Source organism: Paenibacillus sp. FSL H8-0122, assembly GCF_038005345.1.
Taxonomy (GTDB): domain Bacteria; phylum Bacillota; class Bacilli; order Paenibacillales; family Paenibacillaceae; genus Paenibacillus_AQ.
In genome coordinates this window covers 4,570,175-4,592,476 of the sequence record NZ_JBBOTB010000001.1, presented here as the reverse complement: position 1 = coordinate 4,592,476, position 22,302 = coordinate 4,570,175, and the positions used below count along the sequence as shown (strand labels likewise).

Below are 22,302 nucleotides of genomic sequence, written 5' to 3'. Positions count from 1 at the left end.
GTCCGGAGACCTATCAGGGGGTTGTTAGAACTGCCTCTCTGTTAGTTTACCTTGAACGTGGCCACTGCCTGCTGCAGCCCATCGGCCATCTTCGCCAGCTCGGTAGAGGCTGCGGCTACTTCCTCCATGGAGGCGAGCTGCTCCTCGGAGGCCGCGGCAGCGCTCTGTGAACGCTCTGCGGCCTGTTTCGCCACTTCAGCCATCTCCTCCACCGAAGAGGTCAGCTCCTCGGTTCCGGCCAGCAGCTGCTCGGAGGAAGCAGACATCTCATGAACCTGGGTGTTAATCTCGCCGATGCCGCCGAGAATATCCGTGAACAGACGCCCGGCCTCGCCTACCATCCGCGAGCCTTCCTGAACGGCGCCGGCATTCGCCAGCACCGCATCTGAGGCTGCCCGGTTGCCTTGCTGGATCTCGAGAATCAGGGTGCTGATAGACCCGGCGGCTTCGGCCGTCTGCTCGGACAGCTTCTTCACCTCACCGGCCACCACGGAGAAGCCCCGCCCGTATTCGCCTGCTCTGGCGGCCTCAATCGCCGCGTTTAAGGCCAGCATGCCGGTCTGGTCGCTGATGCCTTTGATCAGACCAATGATGTTGCCGATCTGCTGGGACTGTGCGCTAAGAGAGGTAATCATGCTGGAAGCATCTGCGGCGGTCCGCTCCATCTCTTCCATCCGGTCCACCGCCTCCGTAATGACGGAATACCCGTTCTGCGCCTGGCCTGCCGCCCGCCCGGCAGCTGCGGCAGTGTCCATCGAGGCCTCCGCGATCCGCTGCACACCGGCGGCCATCTCCTCCATCGCCCTTGCAGACTCGCGGGTGGACTGCATCTGCTGATCCGCTCCGGCTGAGAGATCCTGAATATTCTCCACAATGGCCTCTGTGGTGTGATTGGTCTGAGTGGCGCTAGACATTAATTCTTCTGAGGTCGAGGCGACTTGCAGGGAGTGATCGGCAATCGTCCCCAGGAGTCTGCTCAGATTGGTAATCATCTGGTTCAGATGCCCGGCCATTTTGCCGAATTCATCCTCACTGTCCACCTCCAGCTTCCCGGTGAAGTCTCCGGCGGCCATCTGCCGGGACATCTCATTGACACGGGTCAGTTTACGGGTAATATAGCGGCTGTATAGATATACGGCTGCTACCGTCAGGATAAGACCCGCTAAGCTTACCAGCAGAATAGACCTTAGCAGCCCTTTAAGCGGCGCGTACAGCTCTTGCTCCGGCATGGCGAGACCAACGGTCCAGCCGGTATCCGGCAGCTTTTCATAATACATCTGAATGGTCCCGCCCGAATCGGCATAGGTTACCATGCCCTGATTCTGCTGAAGCATTTCCGCTCCTGCTGCGGCCAGGCTTGCGTTTGGTTCGTCGTTTATTTTCAGCTGCATATTCTTCTCGGCATCCGGTCCGGCAATGTAATTCCCCTGCTTGTCCAGCAGGAACGCCCAGCCTGTATTCCCCACCTTGGTCTGTTCGATCCTGCTCTGCAGCGTCTTGAGATCGATATCGCCGGCCATGACACCCAGCAAGGTATTCGTGGTATCCCGGAAAGGAACAGTAAACGTAGCCATCGTTGTCCCTGTAATTGTGTCATAGAATGGATCTGTAAACGCTGCATGCTCCCTGCCAATCGTGTACCAGCTCTGCCCGTGATAATTATAATCGGGGTCATTATACTGCTCGGTAGTCACAATCTTGTCGCCGTCACGGTGGGCATAGGTGGAGAAGTACTTCAGCTTGCTGTCATACCGTCCGGGTTCAAAATAAATACCCACACCATAGGTATCCGGATTGGCCTTCAGCGCACTGGACAGCATGGTACGGTATTGATCCAGTGTGAATTCAGCAGCGTGGCTCTCCAGCGTACGTGCCAGAACCTCGGGAACCTTGCTGTGCACACTTAAGTTCGCATTAATTTCGTTAGAAATATCTGATATCTGCACATTCATTTTTTGCTTAACCTCGCGCTGGATAATGCTTTTGGAATACATGTACGATAACAGAGCGACCAGCACCAGCGTGATCAGAAAGATGGGCAGGATGAATGCAAATGTTCTCATACGTATGCTTTTGAACCGGAGCCTGGAAATTGCCTTGTGAACAACATTAGCCATGTGAATCCCCCCATTATATAGTGAAGCTATTTATACTTATATTGAATATCATCGGCTGGAGAACTGATTTTGTTGTTACTTTTTGTCGAAAAAAATAAAAAAATGTCGTGGATCTAAGTCTGCGGGGTACGACCAAAGGCGGAGACGGCGGCAGACCCGGGACTGATGTCCGCTTCCAATTGTAGGCATATAATAAATATTCACGAACATCACAAAGTATGGGCTTGAACCGTACTGCGTCAGGAGAGGAAGATATTCATGCTACATGATCAGCTGTTGAGGGACCCGAATACATATGAAGAGCTTAAGCTGGTTAGTACGGGGGCGGTCAATCCGGCAAATGGACGGCAGTACCCGTGGAAGCACGGGTATTTGGCTTTTATGGAGGAAGCGGATGCCGCAGGCAGTAACCGGAAGTACCTGGAGCTTTACAACCGGATTGCCCGTTTCTACCGGCTGTCCAACAAGCTGTATTTCGTGCTGAAGTTCGGCGGAGAACGCAGCTATAGAGAGCAGTTCCTGTCTGCGCTTGAGCTGGGCGGCGGTCAGCGTGTGCTGGAGACCTCGGTGGGCAGCGGCGATAATTTCCCGTACCTTAACATGAAGGCCAAGAACGCGCAGGCCGAGCTGTACGGGCTGGATATTTCCAGCGGAATGCTGAAGCAGGCGGTGCGCAATCTGCGGCGGTGGAAGCTGGAGGCACATCTGTTCCAGGGGACTGCTGAGCGGCTGCCTTTTCAGGACAACAGCTTTGACTGCGTGTACCATGTCGGCGGAATCAACTGTTTCAGTGATCCGCATGCTGCGGTACTGGAGATGATCCGGGTAGCGAAGCCGGGCACAAGGCTGATGATTGCCGATGAGACGCAGAAGCTGGTGAAGGGAACGTACGGGAAGGTACCGGTGGTTAAGGGGTATTTTGCAGAGGGAGCGGACTTGCCGGAGATGCTTGGACTGATTCCGCAGGAGATGCTGGAGGTAGAGCACAAGGAGGTGTGCAAGGGCCTGATGTATTGCATTACTTTTCGTAAGCCATGAGGCAGGTTGAGCAGGGAGACAATTAAGGCTTCCTCTTAAGGGAGTTATTTACATAATGAAAAAGTTGATCTTTGTTTGCCACCCTACCTAAGAACGATTACACTATTACTATGTGATTTGCAACTTAGGAGGGAAGTATCGTGGCGATCTATACGCGTACGGGGGATAAGGGCGAGACCTCGGTGATTGGCGGCCGGGTAGGCAAGGACGATGTCCGCGTCGAGGCTTACGGCACCATTGACGAGCTGAACTGCTTCGTTGGCCAGGCACGGAGCCTGATGGAGGACGAGCGGTTTCTAGATGTCCGCGAGCAACTGCTGGAGATTCAGCATGAGCTGTTCGACTGCGGATCGGATCTGGCATTCGTGAAGCTGAGCGAGAACCGCTATAAGGTAAAAAGCGAGATGGCCACGCGCCTGGAAGGCTGGATCGATGCGCTTCAGGCCGAGAATCCGGTGCTGGAGCGCTTCATTCTGCCGGGCGGAAGCCAGCTGTCCTCGGTGCTGCATGTCTGCCGGACGGTCTGCCGCCGGGCCGAGCGCCGGGCAGTGACGCTGGGCCGCAGTGCGGAGATTAATCCTGAGGCGGTAATCTATCTGAACCGGCTGTCCGACTATTTCTTCGCTCTGGCCCGTGCCGCCAACACCCGGCTGGAGATTGCTGAAGTAGAATATCTGCGCAGCAAAAAGGTGTTCCGGAACAAATGACCAGCTATTATCCGCCCATCTCCTATACAGTGCCGCCGCTTGAAGACGGCTGGCTGCTCAAAACCATCCTGCAGAAGCGGATGGATGTCTCCCGCAAGCTGCTCTCCCGGCTCAAAATGACGGACCTCGGCATTACACTGAACGGAGAGCGTGTCTATATCAGCGTTAAGGTTAGCACCGGCGATCTAGTACAGATCCGGATGGAGGAGGAGACCTCAGAGGATATTTTGCCGCAGCCGATTCCCTTCGAGATTCTGTATGAGGACGGGCATCTGCTTGTGGTAAGCAAGGCCGCAGGAATGATTGTCCATCCGACCCACGGCCATTATACCGAGACCCTGGCGAACGGAGTGGTCCATTACTGGGCAGAGAAGGGCGAGCGGGTCCGCTTCCGCCCCGTCCACCGGCTGGACCAGGAGACCTCCGGGGTGCTGGTGATTGCCAAGAACCCGTACAGCCATCAGCACATCTCCGAGCAGATGATCGCCGGAACGGTGGACAAGCGGTATACCGCGTTCGTGCACGGTGTTCCTGCTCTGCCAAGCGGCGATATCGACGGTCCGATCGACCGCGACCCGCTGGAGCCGCACCGGCGGATTGTGACGCCGGACGGCTATCCCTCCTTGACCCGGTATGAGGTCAAGGAGGTCTATGGCAGCGCCGCTTCACGCGTCGAGCTGAAGCTGGAGAGCGGGCGCACCCACCAGATCCGGGTGCATATGGGGTCGGTCGGCTGCCCGCTGATCGGTGACGGGATGTACCGTCACCCGCTGTATGGGCAGGCGGCTGGCAGCCGGGCGGAGGCGTTAGCGCCTGGCGAGGAGCGGCGTACGGGCGAGCTGGCGGTGACCGCAGACGGCGAGGAGCGGCAGGTGCAAGAGCAGGCGGTGACCGCAGGCGGCGAGCAGCAGCAGGTGCAAGAGCAGGCGGTGACCACAGGCGGCGAGGAGCGGCAGGTGCAAGAGCAGGCGGTGACCGCAGGCGGCGAGCAGCAGCAGGTGCAAGAGCAGGCGGTGACCACAGGCGGCGAGCAGCAGCAGGTGCGAGAGCAGGCGGTGACCACAGGCGGCGAGCAGCAGCAGGTGCGAGAGCAGGCGCTGTCGCCGGGCGAAGCCGCCCGGCTCTCGCAGATCGCGGAGCTGGACGCGGCCATTCCGCGCCAGGCGCTGCATGCGGTGCGGCTGGCCTTCCGGCATCCGGTGACACATGCCGAGCTGGTGTTCGAGGCTCCGCTGCCGCCGGATATGGCGCTGCTGCAGGAGAAGCTCCGGCAGTCGGCGCGGTAAAGCAAGCGCCGGATATGTTCTGGCTGCAGCTGTCAGCAGCAGCAGTATGCAGCTTGGCTGCTACAGCCGGAGGAATGTGCTAAGCAGCATGCAGCATTTTACATGCTCCGCCCGCTCATACAGTAACCTTCCTGACGCCGCTGGAGCACAACAGCAGGTAAATAAGTGCCAGGGTGCACTTATTTTCAGCTATATGACGGCTCCGCAGCAAGCAAGTGGAAAAAGTACAACTAAAATTGCCCCATATCCGAAAAGTAACAATTTTTCCCGATTTAAATGTCGGAAATCCAACTATTTCCTCCTGCGATGCGAATTTGGAAGGAATAGTTGTACAATTTCCACCTACTGAGGTCGGTCGTGATGTCAATCGTATTGCCGGTCGGGAAAAGCCACCGTTATGCAGACGACCCAATCAACCATATAAGCAGCAGTGACGACCTGTAGGACTAGCATCACTGCTGCACTTTATAATAGAAGGAGAACCCGATGAGTAACCTCAAGGTATATCAATATCCGAAATGCAGTACCTGCCGCAGCGCAGTGAAATGGCTGAAGGAAGCAGGGCATGAGCTGGAGCTGAAGCATATCGCCGAGCAGCCGCCGACTGTAGAGGAGCTGCGCGTGCTGGTGAAGCACAGCGGCCTGCCGTTGAAGAAGTTTTTTAATACAAGTGGTGAGATCTACCGGGAGCTTGGCCTGAAGGATAAGCTTGCAGACTTAAGCGAAGACGAGCAGCTTGGACTGCTGTCCACACATGGGATGCTGATCAAGCGTCCGGTAGTTACTGACGGCAAGAAGGTCACCGTAGGCTACAAGGAAGACCAGTACGCCGAAGCTTGGGGCAACGCCTAAATTATGGAATACAAGGAGAGGTTACACATGAGCACAGCAACAGAAATGAAGGGCCGGGTCATGATCGTCGATGGAATGGCTCTGCTGTTCCGCGCTTTTTATGCTACCTCTTATGGTGGATATATCCGCAAGACCCGCGCCGGGCTGCCGACGAATGCGGTGTATGGATTTTTGCAGTATTTTTTCGATGCGGTAAGTACATTTGAGCCTTCACATGTCGTCTGCTGCTGGGATATGGGCAAGGGCACGTTCCGCTCGGAGAAGTATGAAGGCTACAAATCGAACCGGATTGACGCTCCGCTGGAGCTGATCCCGCAGTTCGACCTCGTGAAGGAGGTTGTGGCTGAGCTGGGCGTGCCGAATATCGGTCTGGTTGGTTATGAGGCAGATGACTGCATCGGCACACTGGCTTCGTGCTACAGCGGGGAGTCGGAGGTCTATATTCTTACGGGCGACCACGACATGCTCCAGCTGGTGAATGACAGCGTCAAGGTCGTGATTATGAAAAAAGGCCGCTCCAACTATAAAGTGTATGATCCGGCTGAGCTTTTGGCAGAACGGGGCCTCACTCCTGCGCAGGTGATCGACCTGAAGGGCTTCATGGGTGACACCAGCGATAATTATCCCGGCGTGAAGGGCATCGGCGAGAAGACCGCCACCAAGCTGCTGACGGAATACGGTACTGTGGAAGGGGTCATCGAGAACCTGCATCTGCTGCCTAAGGGCGTGCGGGCTAAGATTGAAGCGGACCTCGACATGTTGCATCTCTCACGGGAGCTGGCGGAAATCCGCTGTGATGTGCCGGTGGTCTGCGAGCTGGCCGAATGTCTCTGGGAACTGCAGCGGGATAACGCCGCACGCAAGTTCAATGAGCTGGAGTTCGGCAGCTTGATGCATCTGATCGGCGGGATCGCCGAGGAACGGGATGACCGGGGAATCGTGCAGATTGAGCTGGGAGATCTGGGCTGAGGCCGGAATAGACTGCAATGAAAACAAGACAGTATGTACTCACCTATCGTGAGCGTGTACTGTCTTGTTTGCGTGTGAAGAGATAGACCGCATTGTCCTTGGAGGGCGGCACAAGCAGGCGGGATAATTCCTCATTCAGCTCCATGCTGAAATGCTTAGCCTGATCATACGCGTCGAAGTCACCGGTGATCGCCGGGTCTCTTGTGCCGATTACTATATACAACTCTACAGAATCCGTATTAAAAACATGCTTCTCATACGGGTTGCCGGGCACCGGCCAGGAACAAAGTACAACCTTAGGAGCGTATTTGCTCAGGGCGGCTTTGGCATCGGCTTTTTCCACAAAATCCGGGTAGGTGATATAATGCGCCCAGCTATAATCATCGGTTGCCCGGCAGGCTGTGCCGTTATCGTTAAGGAATCTCGTCAAGGTACCGTCACCCGCACCGATCTCCAGGCACTCCTTATCCCCAATCAGAGCGGACAGCCGCTTAATTAACGTACGGGAATAGAAGCAGTAGATCCCTTGTTTATTGACAAGCGGCATCAGCGTTTTGGGGCGGATAATCAGCTTCCAGCATACCCGGAACAGAGGGAGCGATACGGGCTTCCGTACAAGCTTTTCCTTGAACAGGAGCTTCTGCAGAATATAACCGTCCCAGAGATTGAACCGGACAGGACCGGAGGCTGATTCGGTAGACACCGTGAGTTGCAGCTGTTCAATCAGATAAATGGCGAAGCGGGCTTTAATAATATTAGGAAGAAAAGCGTTAATGGTGGTTTGATTAAAGCCACTTTTGACAATTTTGCTCTTCGCTATTTTGGCGCTGCTTGTATAGCTGGCGAGTAAATGTTGGATCAGCTTGGCGCGTTTTTGGCTCGATAGGGCATTGATCTCAAGCAGCACTTCTTCTTTGTAGTCCGGATATTCTGACAAAAGCGTGCGGGTATCGGTCTCATTCCTCAGAATTTGCTCGGCGGCCGTCTTACTGAAGGTTAGCGCTCTCAGGTCCCGGCTCAAATGACAATACCCTCGCAGTGATCCACCTCATGCTGGATAACCTGCGCTGTAAATCCGGTAAAGCTATCCCGGTGCTTCTTAAAATTATAATCGAGGTATTCTACCTCAATGTAGTCGTACCGTTTCGTTGGGCGTACGCCTTCAAGCGACAGGCAGCCTTCCTCAGTGTCATAAGGACGGGCGCGCTTGACGATCACCGGATTGATCATCGAAATGGTCAGCTGCTGCTCTACACGGACGGCAATGATGCGTTTGTTGACACCAATCATGTCCGCAGCCATGCCGACGCACCGGTCGGAGTTGGCGTTCAGAGTCTCCACAAGATCCATTAACACGGGCAGATCCTTTTCCGTGGCCGGAGCAGATTTCTGGCTAAGAAGCGATATATCTTTATTGATAGGTCTAATCATCATACTCTCCAATTATGCTGTATTTGTGTGTCCATAATATCATTTTTGGCGGGGAAGTGAAATGCGGGAATACGAGAGATATGCGGTTAAGATAAAGATTGACGAACCGGAGGAAGCATGATTATAATGTTAATATAAGTATTAAATGATTAACAAATATATTAACTTAAAGAGGAGCGTTAACTTCCCATGGCAGAACGCATTGTACTGAACACCGACATCCGCAAAGGTAAGATTGACCGCAACATCTACGGACATTTCGCTGAGCATCTTGGACGCTGTATCTATGAAGGCATCTGGGTGGGCGAAGATTCCCCAATTCCGAACACTAAGGGTATCCGCAACGACGTAGTGGAAGCGCTTAAGGAAATGAAGATTCCGGTACTTCGCTGGCCGGGCGGCTGCTTCGCCGATGAATACCACTGGAAGGACGGCATCGGCCCGAGCGAAGAGCGCAAGCGGATGATCAACACACACTGGGGCGGTGCGGTAGAGAACAACCATTTCGGTACGCATGAATTCATGCTCCTCTGCGAGATGCTGGGCTGCGAGCCGTACATCAACGGTAACGTAGGCAGCGGAACTGTTCAAGAGATGTCCGAGTGGGTTGAGTATTTGACCTTCAACGGAGTCTCGCCAATGGCTGAGCTGCGTCAGAAGAACGGCCAGGAAGATGCCTGGAGTGTCAAGTATTTCGGCGTGGGCAACGAGAACTGGGGCTGCGGCGGTAACATGCGTCCTGAATTTTATGCTGACCTGTACCGCCAATATCAGACCTATGTGCGTAACTACGGTGACAACAAGATCCACCGGATCGCCTGCGGTGCGAATGCGGATGATTATAACTGGACGGAAGTGCTGATGCGCGAAGCTACCCGCTTCATGGATTCGATTACCCTGCACTATTACACCCTGCCTACTTCGGACTGGAATCATAAAGGCGCGGCTACAGGCTTCGGAACAGACGAATACTTCACAACGTTGAAGAAAGCACTGTTCATGGATGAACTGGTTACCCGCCATATTGCGATTATGGACAAATACGATCCGGAGAAAAGAGTAGGCCTGATCGTTGACGAGTGGGGCACCTGGTATGATGTTGAGCCGGGGACGAACCCGGGCTTCCTTTACCAGCAGAACACGATCCGCGATGCGCTGGTTGCCGGCCTGACCCTGAATATTTTCCACAAGCACAGTGACCGTGTACGGATGGCGAACATTGCCCAGACCGTGAACGTGCTGCAGGCAGTTATTCTGACTGAAGGCGAGAAAATGCTCCTGACTCCTACTTACCATGTATTCAACATGTACAAAGTGCATCAGGATGCAGAACTGCTGGAGCTCACTGTTGACAGTCCGGTATACAGCTATGATGGCGTAGAGATTCCTGAAGTATCGGCTTCGGCTTCGGTCAATGCTGAGGGCATCATTCATGTCAGCCTGTGTAACCTGAATCACGCGTCATCGGCAGTGTTGCCGCTTGCCCTGCGCGGTTTGGCTGGTCAAGCATCCGTAAGCGGAACGACGCTGGCCGGAGCTTCCATCGATGCCCACAATAGCTTTGAGCAGCCGGAAGCTGTAACACCACAGGCATTCAGCGCCTTCAAGCTTGAAGGGGATACGCTGACTGTAGAGCTGCCGCCAATGTCGGTAACGGTACTGGCTATCACTCCACAAGCCTAAGGAGAGAACCGCATGACAACCACTTCAGCCTGCAAAGGATGCCGGGAGGAGTACAAGGTCACGGAAGCACAGATTGCCCGCATTCTGGCCTCCTCCATGTTCAATCCCGGCAATTCGGCTTCCAATGAGGTCTATGCCGAGCGGCTTGCGCTTTGCGGGGCTTGCCCCAAGCTGCAGGATGGCGTGACCTGTACCGCCTGCGGCTGTATCATCCCTGTCGTGGCCCGGCTGAAGGCCCGCAGCTGTCCGCTGCCGGGCGGCGGAAAGTGGCAGCCGGTGGCGGAATGACGGCCCACGCCTAACGGCAAGGGGCCAGGCGAAAAGATAGGCTAGAAGCCGCTCTTGCCATAAGAGACGGACCGATCACCGATAGCCCCTCCAACCTGCACAATGCGGCGGTTGGAGGGGCTTTTTTTGCGTTGTGGAGGAGAGGGGGCTGGATGAGGAAAAGAGAGGGATAAATCCCTCTAATGCGGCGGAAAGCGGGCTGGAGGAGGAAAAGAGAGGGATAAATCCCTCTAATGCGGCGGAAAGCGGGCTGGAGGAGGAAAAGAGAGGGATAAATCCCTCTGGTGTGGCGGGAAATGGGCTGGAGGAGGAAAAGAGAGGGATAAATCCCTCTGGTGCGGCGGGAAGTGGGCTGGGTGAGGAAAAGAAAGGGATAAATCCCTCAAATGCGGCGGAAAGTGGGCAGCTGAGCGGAAATGAGTAGCATTAGTGCACCTGAGTCGGCGGAAAGTGGGCAGCTGAGCGGAAATGAGGAGCATTAGTGCCAATGTCATTAAGATAAGTTCAAAGATAAGTTTGGAATTAATAAAGAGAATCCAAAACGGTATGGGGAAACGTCCTATGCCGTTTGTTTTTGGTGTAAGGAAGGAAAAAAGCGCATAGCAAACAAAGCGGATGGAAGATCCACTTAAAAAAATGTTCATGCGAACCGAATTATGCTACTCTGTAGACGAAGCTAATGGCGGATTTGCTACGTATTCTGCGTGTATTCCTTTGCCCAGGACGGGTGAGACGAATCGGCAAAATATTTTTGCGAATCAAAGCTTCCACATCAGGCGGGGGTCCATCGCCCTTGGAGCGCAGGAAATGTCTACAGACGTGAACGGCCACCGTGAAGTTGACTTGGTAGAGGTGCCGTTTATCCTTTTGGGAAATGACTACGTGCGAGGTAATCATTTCAGCGAAATTGTAGAGGATCATTCTTGCGAATATCTCTTGGGTAATGGACTCTTGCTTCTTTGCGTGAAAATGGGTCAGACCGATGGTGTATTTTAAGGCCCGGAAAGAGGTCTCAATCCCCCATCGCAGGTGATACAGTTCCCGGAGTTCATCCGGTGAGAATTCAGCAGCCGGTAGATTGGTAATGACGGTTTCATAATCGCCACTGGGCAGGAGGAAACGAACCACCCGAAAGGAAATCGGGTAAAACAGGTTCTTTTGCATGTCCAGAAAATCAAAGCTAGAGGTGGCCGGAAGAATTTTATAGATTTCGGGGTGATCCCTGAACGCTTTCGTTCGTTTTTTAGTCAGCGTCAGGTGAATCTCCTGATCAAACGCCCCTTCAAAGGTCAAGTGCAAGCCCGAAAGAATGCCATTCGAATGCAAATCCTTGACCCGTATGACGTACTTCCATCCTTTCCGTTCCAGATGCGCGAACGTATTGTAGCTTTCCAATCCTCGATCCGCCAACACAATGACGTTCCCCTGAATAGGGGACCGATCCACCATCGTGGACAGCGCCCTTCCTTCGTTGCGCAGCTTTCGAGGTTGAAGGATGGCGTCCACGTAAAGCCGGTTACAGAGGTCATAAGCAGCGTTCAAGTGCAGAAGGTTAAAGCCTTTCGAGTGGGGCTGACTTTGAGAATAGGTCAACGGGTCCGCAGGATCTGTTGCAATATGCAGATCGGAACCGTCAATGGCCAATAATCGATAGCCTCGATAATCCTTGAATTCCGTATGGGACGCGGTAAAGGTGTGAAACAAAGATTCGACCGCAGACGGCAAAATTTTATTTCTTTGCTGAACAAAAGCAGAAGAAGTTGCGGTGTTAACGTCATAGCCCTGCGATTCCAACAGTTCCTTATAGAGGCTGTTGCCGCCCATAAAGATCAGGGTTTGCATAACCATTTCAAAGGGTAGTTTTTTCGTTCGGGTAAAATCCTTTCCCGGGTTTCTGACGTAAGGCGCGGGGGCAGCCGCCATCTCACGGATGAGAGATGTCAGTCTGTCTTTCAGCGAATTTGCATAAGCATTCATTGGCGTAACCTCCTCGTTTTTTCAAGGGGCTTCGCCACACGTTTTCTACGGATTGTCAAGATTTTTTTGTGCAAAAAAAGAGCAGGCTATCTTTTCGATAACCTGCCTTTTTCTTGTTTTTGGCTCTATATCTTAACTTAATGACATTGGCACAAATGCACCTGATTCGGCCGAAAGTGAGCTATGAGCGGAAATGAGGAGCACTAATGCACCTGAGTCGGCCGAAAGTGGGCGTTAAGCAGAAATGAGGAGCATTAGCTCCAAAAGTAGCTGAATCGAAAACTAACCTAATTAGTCTAACTAATCTATCTCCACTACCTACCTACCTACCTACCTACCTACCTACCTACCTACCTACCTACCTACCTACCTACCTACCTACCTACCTACCTTCTACACACCCTAATCTGGATTTCATATAGAACCCGGCAAATCTGCCACGCCATCTGTATAAAACAACTCAAACACAAGGTCCTCGTTGTAATTGCCGAAGCCTTTACCGAACAGGGTGAGGCCGCCGATGTGCTCGGCATCCTCCTCGACAGAGAGCCGGAAGGTCCATTGTTTGTTGCGGATGCCTACCTGATCCAGGGTGACCTCCGACAGCTTTTGCCCATCCATGAAAGTGCCCGTCTGAGTAATCCGCAGCTGCTTGAGCAGGCCGTATTGATTGGTGAGTGCAGGCCACCAGGCCGGGGTGTATTTTCCCGGATTATCTCCGTAGTCACCGGGGCTGGTCCAGAAGCCAAGCGATTGTCCGTTCAGTGTGAAGGTAATATCCGACGGCCAGTTGTTGTTGACCGACGGGGCTTCGGAGGCGATCTCCATCGTGATGGCAAGCTCCTCCGGCTGCTGGCTCGACAGCAGGAAATTCGGGATTTTATACTCGACGAACCCCTTGCCGAACCAGAGAATCCCGGCGTTCACGCGCTCCTGGTCCCAGAAATAACGGGGATCGTCAAAGTGCCCGATGACCCTCTCTGTCGTAGACAGTCCACAGGTAGGCTCAATCTGGAAGTCGGAATAATGCCCCACCGGAATGTCCTTGCGGTACCCCCTGCGCGGAGTCCGGGCTTGTCCCGGAAAAACAATCTCAGCCCCGTCGGCGGCCAGTGTACAGATCTTCTGCAGACCGCTTTTGCCGGGAGCCATATGGCTGCGGATCAGCCCGGCGGCTTCGAGCTTGCGCACATGCATGGTCATAATCGCACTGCTGAGCTTGAGGGCTGCGGCCAGCTCCTTCACGTTCATGGGCTTCTCGGACAGCAGCCGCAGCATATGCAGGCGCACGGTACTGGACAGGGCCTCGTACACGGGCAGGGATTGTTCGGTTAGATCAAGTTTCATCGGATGCCTCCACGTTCAGGTTATATAGTTAATAATTATATTACTCAAATAAAATTTCTACAAGCCATGATTGGCTTCAGGACAGCTTTTCCAATTTATATCACAGACACGCTAAGCCCGGTCCGCTATGATGTGAGATGAATTAGCGATGAAACAAGGTGCTCTTGCCGGAAGCGGCAAGGGATAACAGGGAATCGGGTGCAACTCCCGAGCGGTCCCGCCACTGTATGGAAGAGCTGCACTTCATGAGGTCACTCGGGAAGCCCCGGGGAAGACGAAGTCTGCGGCGCCTGTATTCCAAGCCAGGAGACCTACCTTGTCGACGCACACCACGACTCTACGCGGATAGGAGCGGTGTACGGATAGGTTAATGAGAAGAGGCGTTCTGCCCTGATGGACCGGAGGAATCTTGGAATCTTAGAGATGACCCCCGGCTTACAGCTGCGGGATACAAGGACACGGCCCATAGTGATGGGACGATGAGAAGCACCTTGTTTCGCTTGGCTGCGTGCAGCGCGCTCTATCGAACTTGCCTGCGTACATACACTCCCACCCTTTAGGGTGGGTTTTTTGGAATATAAGGATTTTTATGCTTCACGCTATAAATCATCCTTATATTCCTCGCTGAAACGTACCGTCCTATAAAAGGACGGCAAAGATGTTTCCACTTGGGCTTTAAGATCTGTAATGGGAAAACAACAAACATGGAGGGTGACAAATGAAAAAGCACAGATGGTGGAGCTTTGCGGCACTGGTTGCCGGATTTACGGTGTACTTTATGCTGAATGAACCGGGGACGGCCCGGGCAATGCACATTATGGAAGGATTCCTGCCGGTAGGCTGGGCGGTGTTCTGGTGGGCGGCGTTTATCCCGTTTTTTGTGCTCGGAATCTTCAAGCTGAAATCCATGACAAGGGAGAATCCGGAGCTGAAGCTGCTGCTGGGTCTGGCCGGGGCGTTTACCTTCGTACTGTCTGCGCTCAAAATGCCTTCCGTGACCGGAAGCAGCTCCCACCCCACGGGTACCGGACTTGGTGCTGTTATGCTGGGGCCGCTGCCTATGAGCGTAATCGGCTCGATTGTCCTGCTGTTTCAAGCGCTGCTGCTGGCGCACGGAGGGATTACTACGCTCGGGGCGAATGCGTTCTCAATGGCGGTGGCGGGTCCTTTTGCCGGATATGCAGTGTATAAGCTGATGATGAAGCGGCCGGACCGTGAGAAGCTGGCGTTGTTCTGTGCGGCTGCGGTGGCTGATCTGAGTACGTATGTAGTGACTTCCTTTCAGCTGGCGGTGGCTTTTCCGGCGGCGGATGGCGGCGTGCTGGCTTCTTTTCTCAAATTCGGGGGCATCTTTGCCGTGACGCAAATCCCGCTGGCCATCAGTGAAGGGCTGTTGACGGTACTGCTCTGGAACTGGCTGAAATCGTATAGTCCGAATGAATTGTCGCTTCTGAAACGCAAGGTGAACGGAGGAAGAGCCTAATGAGCAATAAATGGAAAAATGGGTTGATGCTGCTGGTTGTTATTCTGCTGGTTATTCTGCCGCTGCTGCTGGTCAATGGGGAATTCGGCGGGGCCGATGATGCGGCTGAAGGTGTGATTACCGAGATGAATCCTGACTATAAGCCGTGGTTCAAGCCGCTGACCGAGCTGCCGGGTGAGACGGAGAGTATGCTGTTTGCATTGCAGGCAGCGATTGGTGCCGGTGTGATCGGTTATACCTTGGGGCTGCTCAAGGGCAAGCAGGGCGGGACGAAGCAGCATAACAGCAAGTGATTCGGAGGATTGACGTTCTCTCCTACAATAATGCTCTGCGCCAGTTATCCCCGATGTGGAAAAGCTCGTTCGCAGCCCTGATGCTCCTGCTCTCTTACACTGTACATCCGGTACTACAGGCTGCAATCACCCTATGGATGATGTCCTGGTGTGTATTGCAGGCCCGTATTCCCTTGCGTGCTTATGGCATGCTGTTCGGCACAGCGCTGCTGTTCTATGCGCTTAGCGTACCGGCGCTGCTCGTGGAATTCGGGCATCCTGCTGCGGGAGAGGCAGGAATATTCCCGCTTCCGGGACTGAATCTGCCGGTATATGTCACAGCGGCGGGACTTCAGCGGGCAGGGGAGCTGCTGGCCAGAATCTCTGCCTGTATGAGCTGTTTCTTTTTCCTGATGTTCACTACTCCGTTCAGTGAGCTTTTGCAGGTGCTGCGCAGGCTGCGGATGCCGCAGATTGTTCTGGAGCTGATGCTGATTATGTACCGCTTCTTATTCCTGCTGAGTGATGCAGCGCATGGGCTGCTGCTGGCCCGCAGGCTGCGCGGAGGCCGTAGAGGCTATAAGGCGAAGCTGCGTGAGACAGCGGCTATGGCAGGAGCGCTGTTCGGCAACACGATGCACCGGTATAACGGACTATCGCAGGGGCTGCTGGCCCGCGGATTCACCGATGAGATTATTCTCCCGCCTTATACGGCGCGTCCTGTGCCGCGGCGCTATGCTGTCCAGGCGTATGCCGGGATAGCAGTGCTGGTGCTGGCGCAGCTCTGGCTGTGGACGCGGGGGTGAAATCATGCGCAAAGTACAACAACTTCCGATCGGCCAAATCATATTAGAGGAGCAAGTGATGGATATGGAATATAGTCTGGCTTGTGACGGAGTGGTGTTCCATTACCCGGATACGAGGGAGCCTGCACTGCATGAACTGACGTTATCCATCCCCGCAGGAAGCAAGACGGCGGTGCTCGGTCATAACGGTTCGGGCAAATCGACGCTGTTCCTGCATGCCGTCGGCATTCTGCGCCCGCAGCAGGGGACGGTTATGCAAGGAGGGAAGGCGTTATCCTACTCCAAAAAAGAGCTGGCCGCTCTGCGGCGGAAAGTGGGCCTGGTCTTCCAGGACCCCGAGCAGCAGCTGATCCTCAGCACTCCGCTGGAGGATGTGTCTTTCGGGCTGCGCGGCAGCGGCATGGCTGAACCGGCTATCGCTGCGCGCTGCCGGGAGGTCATGGAGCTGCTGAATCTGACTGATCTGGGCGATAAACCGATTCACCAGCTTAGTCTGGGCCAGAAGAAACGCACGGCACTCGCCGGTGTACTGGCTATGGAGCCGGAGCTGATTCTGCTGGATGAGCCGACCTCGTATCTGGACCCGTTATCGGAGCAGCAGATGCTGAAAGGGCTTGAAGCCATACATGATAAAGGGACAACCGTAGTTATGGCTACGCATGATATGGACCTGGCCTACCGCTGGGCGGACTGGATTATTGTGCTGGAGCATGGAAGATGCCGGGCGGCGGGGACGCCGCAGGAGATTTTTGCGGGACGGGAGGAGCTATTGTCCATCGGGCTGGGATTGCCGCTGCTGGCTGATCTATGGTTCAGCCTGCCAGCCAGCCTGACCGCAGGGCAGAGCGCTCCCCGCACCGCCGGAGAATTCCAGGTGCAGCTGCGTAAGCTGCTTGCGCTTGACCACAGCTATTCATGAACGGGGGAAGAAGAATGAAGAAACAAGGAAAGCTGCTGATTATCGGCTTCGGCCCCGGAGCGCTGGAGCATATTACCGGCCGCGCACTGGCTGCGCTGGATGAGAGTGAGGCGGTCATCGGCTATACCACTTATGTAGATCTGATCAGGCCGCTGCTGCGGCACCAGGAGATCGTCGGCACGGGGATGACCGAGGAGGTCAGCCGGGCCCAGGAGGCCGTCCGCAGAGCAGAAGAAGGACAGAGCATTGCGGTAATCTCCAGCGGCGATGCCGGTGTCTACGGAATGGCCGGGCTGGTCTACGAGGTGCTGATCGAACGCGGCTGGAGCCGCTCAGAGGGGGTACAAGTGGAGGTGATCCCGGGAATATCGGCGATCCAGTCCTGTTCCTCACTGCTGGGGGCCCCGATTATGCACGATTCCTGCACGATCAGCCTGAGTGATCATCTAACACCCTGGGAGAGCATTGCTGCACGTGTGGAAGCGGCGGGGGCTGCGGATTTCGTTATCGCTTTCTACAATCCGCGCAGTGGCAGACGAACACGGCAGATTGAAGAAGCGCGGGGCATTCTGTTGCGTTACCGTGACCCGGCTACACCGGTAGGCATTGTCAAAAGCGCCTACCGTGACCGTCAGCAGACGATCGTAACAACGCTGCAGGATATGCTGGAGCATGAGATCGGCATGCTCTCGACCGTGGTAGTAGGCAACTCTGCTACCGTTGTCTATGAGGACCTTATGATTACGCCGCGCGGATATGAGCGCAAGTACAATCTCGGATCACAGGCGCAGACGCTGAAGCCGCACGAGCGGCTGCGCACGGCAGCAGAGCCTTGGTCGCTGGCTGCGGCGGAGTCCGGGCAGGCAGAGGGGGCAGCCGGAGCAAGAGCGGCACAAGCTGTGGATGCGGGGAGAGAAGCTGCTATCGCAGGAAGAGAAGCGGAATCAGGGCGGGCGGAAGAAGCGGCTGTGCAGAGTCTGGCTGCTGCTCCGCAGGTGGAGCGGCTACGTAGCTTGTCCGATCGCCTGACGGCATCAACCGATTCTTCCTTCGAGCTGGAGATTGCTCCCGTAATCGGCAGCCGCAGCTTCAGCGGCGATCAGATGAAGCTGCTGGCTGAGCTTGCAGGCAGCGATGGGCAATTGGTCTATACGAAGGACGGGTATTTCCTGCTGCGCGGCAGCCGGAGTGAAGAGGCAGAGGCAGGAGCAGGAGCAAGGCTGCTGGAGGCCGGACTGAATGTAAGTACGCCTGGAGATTACGTGAAGGTGAAGACCTGCGGGTTCTGTGAGCTGCGCAGAAGCGGGGCGTTAAGTACGGCTGTCCGCCTGCATGAGCTGTTGCACGGGCTTGCCGTGCCGAGAGAGCTGCACATCAGTGTAGCCGGCTGCGGGATGGCTTGCAGCTCCGCTGTGCTGGATGATATCGGACTGGTAATGTCGCGCGGCAGCTATGAGTTGTATCTCGGCGGCAAGAAGTCCGGGCGGGGTGCCCATGCAGGGATTTTGGTGAGTGAAGGGATGGACGAAAAGCAAGCGGTAGCCGCGGTAGCTGCGGCAGTTGAGGATTACAGGGTCCATGGCCGGGAGCAGGAGCGTTATTATGCGTTCCGGGAACGGATGGACAGAACCAAAGGTGATGCAGCCCTTACATCCGACAACAATAACAGCATAGAAGGAGTGCAGACGATGAGAACGGTATTACTGGTGGGACACGGGAGCCGGGTTCAAGCGGGCAATGAGGAGCTGCTGGAATTCACCAGCCTGCTCGCGGCCCGGAAGCCGGAGCTGAAGGTCGAGACCTGCTTCATAGAGCTGGCCTCGCCTTCCATCGCTGGCGGAATTGCCAGATGTATCGAGGGCGGTGCGGCGGAGATATACGTTGTGCCGATTATTTTGTTCGCGGCGGGGCATTCCAAGCTCGATATTCCACTGGCCATTGATGAAGCCAAGCGGAGATATCCCGGGGTGAAGTTCATCTATGGACGTCCGCTGGGGGTGCAGGACCGTGCCGTCGATATTCTGCTGGAGCGGATTCAGGAAGCAGAACAACCTCCATTGGCGCAGGAGAAGGCGGCTGGCGGAATGGGGCTGGACCTGCACGGGAACAGTGCATCCACGATAGAGGATAAGGACACCATCGTGCTGCTGATGGGACGCGGGGGCAGTGACCCGGATGCCAACAGCGATCTGTATAAAATAAGCCGGCTGCTCTGGGAGAGAACAGGCTACGGCAGCGTGGAAAGCTGCTTCATTGCCATCGCCAAGCCTTCGCTGCCGGACGGGCTTGAACGCTGCCTTGCACTGGGGGCGCGCAGAATTATCGTTCTCCCGTACCTGCTGTTCACCGGAGTGCTGATGCAGCAGTTCACTAAGAGAGTCGCACAATTCGCAGCCGCACATCCAGAGCTTGAAGTGGAGATCGGCGGCACACTGGGCGCACATCCGCTGCTGGTGGATATGCTGACAGAGCGGATCGAGGAGACGCTGGAAGGCCGTGCCTTCAGCAACTGCGATAACTGCAAATACCGCGATGCAGCCTCTGTGCATCATCATCACCATCATGGTGAGGAGGGGCACGGGGAGCATGGGCATGGACATCACGGGCATGGGCATCACAGTCATGAAGGACATGGACATTGCAGCCACGGGGAACATGGGCATCACAGCCACGGGGAGCACGGGCAACACAGACACGGGGAACATGGGCATCACAGCCACTGCCAGCATGGGCAACACAGCCACGGGGAGCGTGGACATCACAGCCACTGCCAGCATGGACATCACAGCCATGGGGAGCGTGGACATCACAGCCATGGGGAGCGTGGACATCACAGCCATGGGGAGCATGGACATCACAGCCACTGCCAGCACGGGCATCACAGTCAAGGTGAACATGAGCAACGAAAGCATGAGCATCACAGCCATGTCCATCATGGGCAGCATGGGCGGCATGATGTAACGGAGGCGGCGGCTCCGGCAGACGATCAGGCGCTTCGCCAGCCGCGATGATCTTCATGTTATGCGGCACCAGCGACGCCCGGGAGCTGGCACAGAGTCTGATGCGCCAAGGTCTGCCGCTGCAGGCCAGCGTGGTGACGCCCAGCGGGGCTGAACGCCTTATGGCTGCTGGCATCCGCACCCGCACCGGCAGACTGGACCGCACGGCGATGATCGCTTTGCTGCAAGCGGGCGGGTACCGTGCCGTGGTGGACGGCAGCCATCCTTTTGCGCTGGAGGCCCATGCTAATGCAATGGAAGCCGCAGCAGCGCTGGGATTGCCTTACTTCCGCTACGAGCGGCAGAGCCTTATCTATAACAGCCATCCCCGGCTGTTGCTTGTGCATTCCTATGAAGAGGCTGCGCGCAAGGCTAAGGAGCTGAAGGGCTCTGTGATGCTGACTACCGGCGGCAAAACGCTGGAGATTTTTGCGGAGGAGCTGCTGGGAGATCCAGATATTAGGCTGACCGTAAGGCTGCTGCCTTGTCTGGAGAATCTGGAGAAGTGCCTGGCTCTTGGGATAGAGCAGCGGAATATTATTGCGCTTCAGGGCCCTTTTAGCAGAGAGATGAATGAGGCCTTGTACCGGCAGTACGGCACCCGGGTGATGATTACCAAGGAGAGCGGAGCTGAGGGGTCGGTGGATGAGAAGCTGCATGCTGCGCTGGATATGGGATTATATGTGATTTTGATTATGCGGCCGGGGCTGTCCTTCGGGGATGGCGGAACGGTGTTTGATTCTTTTGACGAGATTACGGCTGCTGTGAAGAATGCGCTGCTAATGACCAGGGAAGAGGGATGAATGTGGATTTCGGGACAGAGTTCAAGCCGGTGACCGTACAGCCGCAGGAGATAGAGGGTCTAAGCTTTCAGATGATTACGGAGGAGCTGGGTGAACATTCGTTTAGTGCACTCGAGTACCCGATTGTACAGCGGATTATTCATGCTTCGGCTGATTTTGAGCTGGGACGCAGCCTGGTGTTCCATCCGGGGGCGATTGAGGCGGGGATTCACGCGATTCTGCAGGGCAAGCCGATTATAGCGGATGTGCGGATGGTAGAGGCGGGCATTGCCAAGGAGCGGATTCAGCGGTACGGCGGCGAGGTCCGGGTACATATTTCAGATCCTGATGTGGTGGATGAGGCGAAGGCGCTGGGAACCACAAGGGCGATTATCGCAACGCGCAAGGCCTGCGCCCAGGCACCGGGGGGCATCTATGTCATCGGCAACGCGCCGACTGCCCTGCTGGAGCTGATCCGTCTGGTAAAAGAGGGCACAGCGCAGCCGGGCCTTGTCATCGGCATGCCGGTAGGCTTCGTCTCGGCGGCGGAATCCAAGGATGAGCTGCGCAAGCTGGATATTCCCTACATCACCAATATCGGCCGCAAAGGCGGCAGTACAATCGTGGTCGCCGCAGTCAACGCGCTAAGTCTGCTGGCAGTCCGCCGGGCAGCGGGCGAGCCGGGTTAGCGGATTAGAGAAGCAGATGCTTGGAGCGTAGGGCTGTGAGTTGTCATATCCCGATTAAGTTGTAAGCGGTAAGTTTAATCGCACTCTGTACAACTAAATGCTCTGATGTACGATCGAATATCCATTTTAGCTATATTACGTGCAATTAAACTTTTCTCTAATCGGTGTTCTCCCTCTTTTTGGGCAGATATAGTTGTACAGATTACAGTTAGATGAGGGAATCCTTCCTTTTTGCGGGGTTTAAATGTACAGAATACAGCTATCTCAAATTATTTACTTCTTTAGTTCTAACAGTCTGGCAGTTGAAGTTTGTGGCTGGAGCATTCTCACCGATGACCGGGTTAATGTGCTTAATGTACGGGGTTGCGGTAGCGTGTAGGCTCACTAATTGTATTCTCTGCAACAGAATTCGTAATTTTATAGTTGAAATCCGGTTCTGTTGCAGTTCGTACACTTGATTTTTGAAAAAGGGCTCCACAACAGCTCCCTCACCAAATTCTAATGTACAAAATGCAGAAGATTCACTTTTTTGGCGGATATGGGGTTTAACTAATGTACAAAATGCAGTGGAGCTAGAAAGACTAGAAAAATTTGTATAAAAATCTCCTGATTTGCTTAGAAGCAGCAGTATAATCAGGTTATATAGAGAGTAAGACA

General features: G+C 54.9%; 19 protein-coding genes, 2 pseudogenes and 1 riboswitch. Of the genes and pseudogenes, 16 read left to right on the top strand and 5 right to left on the bottom strand.

Annotated elements, in window-relative coordinates:
• Positions 1–41 precede the first annotated feature (41 nt).
• A complete protein-coding gene (locus NSS64_RS19840) occupies positions 42–2,063 on the bottom strand; it encodes a methyl-accepting chemotaxis protein (protein ID WP_341141254.1) in 2,022 nt (673 codons plus the stop codon).
• A 312-nt stretch (positions 2,064–2,375) separates the two neighbouring features.
• Here NSS64_RS19840 and NSS64_RS19835 point away from each other — a divergent pair, with 312 nt between their 5' ends.
• The 5 genes and pseudogenes from NSS64_RS19835 to NSS64_RS19815 all read left to right on the top strand — a co-directional run bounded on the left by NSS64_RS19835 (position 2,376) and on the right by NSS64_RS19815 (position 6,969).
• Positions 2,376–3,155: a class I SAM-dependent methyltransferase gene (locus NSS64_RS19835; RefSeq protein ID WP_341141253.1), complete on the top strand. Its 780-nt coding sequence runs from the start codon at positions 2,376–2,378 to the stop codon at positions 3,153–3,155.
• A gap of 140 nt (positions 3,156–3,295) precedes the next feature.
• Positions 3,296–3,862 (top strand): cob(I)yrinic acid a,c-diamide adenosyltransferase, encoded by a 567-nt coding sequence (locus tag NSS64_RS19830; RefSeq protein WP_036696754.1) that lies wholly within the window; start codon positions 3,296–3,298, stop codon positions 3,860–3,862.
• A pseudogene (locus NSS64_RS19825) lies at positions 3,859–4,626 on the top strand (RluA family pseudouridine synthase); the annotation flags it as partial. The gene NSS64_RS19830 and the pseudogene NSS64_RS19825, both read left to right, overlap by 4 nt.
• A 1,008-nt stretch (positions 4,627–5,634) precedes the next feature.
• A complete protein-coding gene (locus tag NSS64_RS19820; RefSeq protein ID WP_341141252.1) occupies positions 5,635–6,000 on the top strand; it encodes an arsenate reductase family protein in 366 nt (121 codons plus the stop codon).
• 27 nt (positions 6,001–6,027) lie between these two features.
• Positions 6,028–6,969, top strand: a complete 942-nt coding sequence (locus NSS64_RS19815; protein ID WP_341141251.1) for a 5'-3' exonuclease — start codon at positions 6,028–6,030, stop codon at positions 6,967–6,969.
• Between the two features lie 43 nt (positions 6,970–7,012).
• Here NSS64_RS19815 and NSS64_RS19810 read toward each other — a convergent pair whose 3' ends face one another.
• Together NSS64_RS19810 and NSS64_RS19805 are read right to left on the bottom strand one after the other, a co-directional pair.
• On the bottom strand, positions 7,013–7,990 hold the full coding sequence (locus NSS64_RS19810) for a hypothetical protein (RefSeq protein ID WP_341141250.1): 978 nt from the start codon (positions 7,988–7,990) through the stop codon (positions 7,013–7,015).
• Entirely contained in the window at positions 7,987–8,400 is a 414-nt protein-coding gene (locus tag NSS64_RS19805) for a peptide deformylase (protein ID WP_340991887.1), read from the bottom strand. Before NSS64_RS19805 ends, NSS64_RS19810 begins: the two co-directional genes overlap by 4 nt.
• A 189-nt stretch (positions 8,401–8,589) precedes the next feature.
• On the opposite strand from NSS64_RS19805, the gene NSS64_RS19800 reads away from it, so the two are divergent.
• From NSS64_RS19800 to NSS64_RS19790, 3 genes are all read left to right on the top strand, one after another.
• Entirely contained in the window at positions 8,590–10,083 is a 1,494-nt protein-coding gene (locus NSS64_RS19800; protein ID WP_340991889.1) for an alpha-N-arabinofuranosidase, read from the top strand.
• A 12-nt stretch (positions 10,084–10,095) separates the two neighbouring features.
• The gene (locus NSS64_RS19795; protein WP_341141249.1) at positions 10,096–10,371 is read left to right on the top strand and encodes a DUF6171 family protein; all 276 of its coding nucleotides are present in this window, start codon (positions 10,096–10,098) and stop codon (positions 10,369–10,371) included.
• Between the two features lie 133 nt (positions 10,372–10,504).
• Entirely contained in the window at positions 10,505–10,795 is a 291-nt protein-coding gene (locus NSS64_RS19790; RefSeq protein ID WP_341141248.1) for a hypothetical protein, read from the top strand.
• A gap of 230 nt (positions 10,796–11,025) precedes the next feature.
• Here the strand turns inward: NSS64_RS19790 and NSS64_RS19785 are convergent, their stop codons facing one another.
• Both NSS64_RS19785 and NSS64_RS19780 read right to left on the bottom strand, forming a co-directional pair.
• Positions 11,026–12,348, bottom strand: a complete 1,323-nt coding sequence (locus NSS64_RS19785; RefSeq protein ID WP_076086935.1) for an IS4 family transposase — start codon at positions 12,346–12,348, stop codon at positions 11,026–11,028.
• Between the two features lie 414 nt (positions 12,349–12,762).
• Entirely contained in the window at positions 12,763–13,695 is a 933-nt protein-coding gene (locus NSS64_RS19780) for an ArsR/SmtB family transcription factor (protein ID WP_076079751.1), read from the bottom strand.
• Positions 13,696–13,834: 139 nt separating this feature from the next.
• A riboswitch (cobalamin riboswitch) is annotated at positions 13,835–14,028 on the top strand.
• A gap of 385 nt (positions 14,029–14,413) precedes the next feature.
• Here NSS64_RS19780 and NSS64_RS19775 point away from each other — a divergent pair.
• The 8 genes and pseudogenes from NSS64_RS19775 (at position 14,414) to NSS64_RS19745 (ending at position 21,645) form a co-directional block, all read left to right on the top strand.
• The gene (locus NSS64_RS19775) at positions 14,414–15,178 is read left to right on the top strand and encodes an energy-coupling factor ABC transporter permease (RefSeq protein WP_340942585.1); all 765 of its coding nucleotides are present in this window, start codon (positions 14,414–14,416) and stop codon (positions 15,176–15,178) included.
• Positions 15,178–15,471 (top strand): energy-coupling factor ABC transporter substrate-binding protein, encoded by a 294-nt coding sequence (locus NSS64_RS19770; protein WP_341141247.1) that lies wholly within the window; start codon positions 15,178–15,180, stop codon positions 15,469–15,471. The genes NSS64_RS19775 and NSS64_RS19770 overlap by 1 nt, the downstream gene beginning before the upstream one ends.
• Complete coding sequence (gene cbiQ / locus NSS64_RS19765; protein WP_341141246.1) at positions 15,468–16,256, top strand: cobalt ECF transporter T component CbiQ; 789 nt, start codon at positions 15,468–15,470, stop codon at positions 16,254–16,256. Before NSS64_RS19770 ends, cbiQ begins: the two co-directional genes overlap by 4 nt.
• A gap of 58 nt (positions 16,257–16,314) precedes the next feature.
• Positions 16,315–17,175: an energy-coupling factor ABC transporter ATP-binding protein gene (locus tag NSS64_RS19760; protein WP_445667847.1), complete on the top strand. Its 861-nt coding sequence runs from the start codon at positions 16,315–16,317 to the stop codon at positions 17,173–17,175.
• Between the two features lie 14 nt (positions 17,176–17,189).
• Positions 17,190–18,818, top strand: a pseudogene (cobJ, locus tag NSS64_RS32795) (precorrin-3B C(17)-methyltransferase); the annotation flags it as partial.
• Positions 18,795–20,186 carry a sirohydrochlorin chelatase gene (locus tag NSS64_RS32790; RefSeq protein ID WP_445667846.1) on the top strand — a complete coding sequence of 464 codons (1,392 nt, stop codon included), beginning with the start codon at positions 18,795–18,797 and terminating at the stop codon, positions 20,184–20,186. The pseudogene cobJ and the gene NSS64_RS32790, both read left to right, overlap by 24 nt.
• Entirely contained in the window at positions 20,183–20,977 is a 795-nt protein-coding gene (gene cobK, locus NSS64_RS19750; RefSeq protein ID WP_341141243.1) for a precorrin-6A reductase, read from the top strand. Before NSS64_RS32790 ends, cobK begins: the two co-directional genes overlap by 4 nt.
• A gap of 2 nt (positions 20,978–20,979) precedes the next feature.
• On the top strand, positions 20,980–21,645 hold the full coding sequence (locus NSS64_RS19745) for a precorrin-8X methylmutase (RefSeq protein WP_340991903.1): 666 nt from the start codon (positions 20,980–20,982) through the stop codon (positions 21,643–21,645).
• Positions 21,646–22,302 lie beyond the last annotated feature (657 nt).

What these genes read in the sequence shown, in the direction of transcription:
- NSS64_RS19780 (WP_076079751.1), bottom strand. Translation starts at nt 13,695, where the DNA reads ATGAAACTTGATCTAACCGAACAATCCCTGCCCGTGTACGAGGCCCTG.
- NSS64_RS32790 (WP_445667846.1), top strand. Translation starts at nt 18,795, where the DNA reads ATGGACAGAACCAAAGGTGATGCAGCCCTTACATCCGACAACAATAAC.
- NSS64_RS19785 (WP_076086935.1), bottom strand. Translation starts at nt 12,348, where the DNA reads ATGAATGCTTATGCAAATTCGCTGAAAGACAGACTGACATCTCTCATC.
- NSS64_RS19805 (WP_340991887.1), bottom strand. Translation starts at nt 8,400, where the DNA reads ATGATTAGACCTATCAATAAAGATATATCGCTTCTTAGCCAGAAATCT.
- NSS64_RS19770 (WP_341141247.1), top strand. Translation starts at nt 15,178, where the DNA reads ATGAGCAATAAATGGAAAAATGGGTTGATGCTGCTGGTTGTTATTCTG.
- NSS64_RS19800 (WP_340991889.1), top strand. Translation starts at nt 8,590, where the DNA reads ATGGCAGAACGCATTGTACTGAACACCGACATCCGCAAAGGTAAGATT.
- NSS64_RS19760 (WP_445667847.1), top strand. Translation starts at nt 16,315, where the DNA reads ATGGATATGGAATATAGTCTGGCTTGTGACGGAGTGGTGTTCCATTAC.
- NSS64_RS19820 (WP_341141252.1), top strand. Translation starts at nt 5,635, where the DNA reads ATGAGTAACCTCAAGGTATATCAATATCCGAAATGCAGTACCTGCCGC.
- NSS64_RS19815 (WP_341141251.1), top strand. Translation starts at nt 6,028, where the DNA reads ATGAGCACAGCAACAGAAATGAAGGGCCGGGTCATGATCGTCGATGGA.
- NSS64_RS19835 (WP_341141253.1), top strand. Translation starts at nt 2,376, where the DNA reads ATGCTACATGATCAGCTGTTGAGGGACCCGAATACATATGAAGAGCTT.
- NSS64_RS19795 (WP_341141249.1), top strand. Translation starts at nt 10,096, where the DNA reads ATGACAACCACTTCAGCCTGCAAAGGATGCCGGGAGGAGTACAAGGTC.
- NSS64_RS19775 (WP_340942585.1), top strand. Translation starts at nt 14,414, where the DNA reads ATGAAAAAGCACAGATGGTGGAGCTTTGCGGCACTGGTTGCCGGATTT.
- NSS64_RS19840 (WP_341141254.1), bottom strand. Translation starts at nt 2,063, where the DNA reads ATGAGAACATTTGCATTCATCCTGCCCATCTTTCTGATCACGCTGGTG.
- cobK (WP_341141243.1), top strand. Translation starts at nt 20,183, where the DNA reads ATGATCTTCATGTTATGCGGCACCAGCGACGCCCGGGAGCTGGCACAG.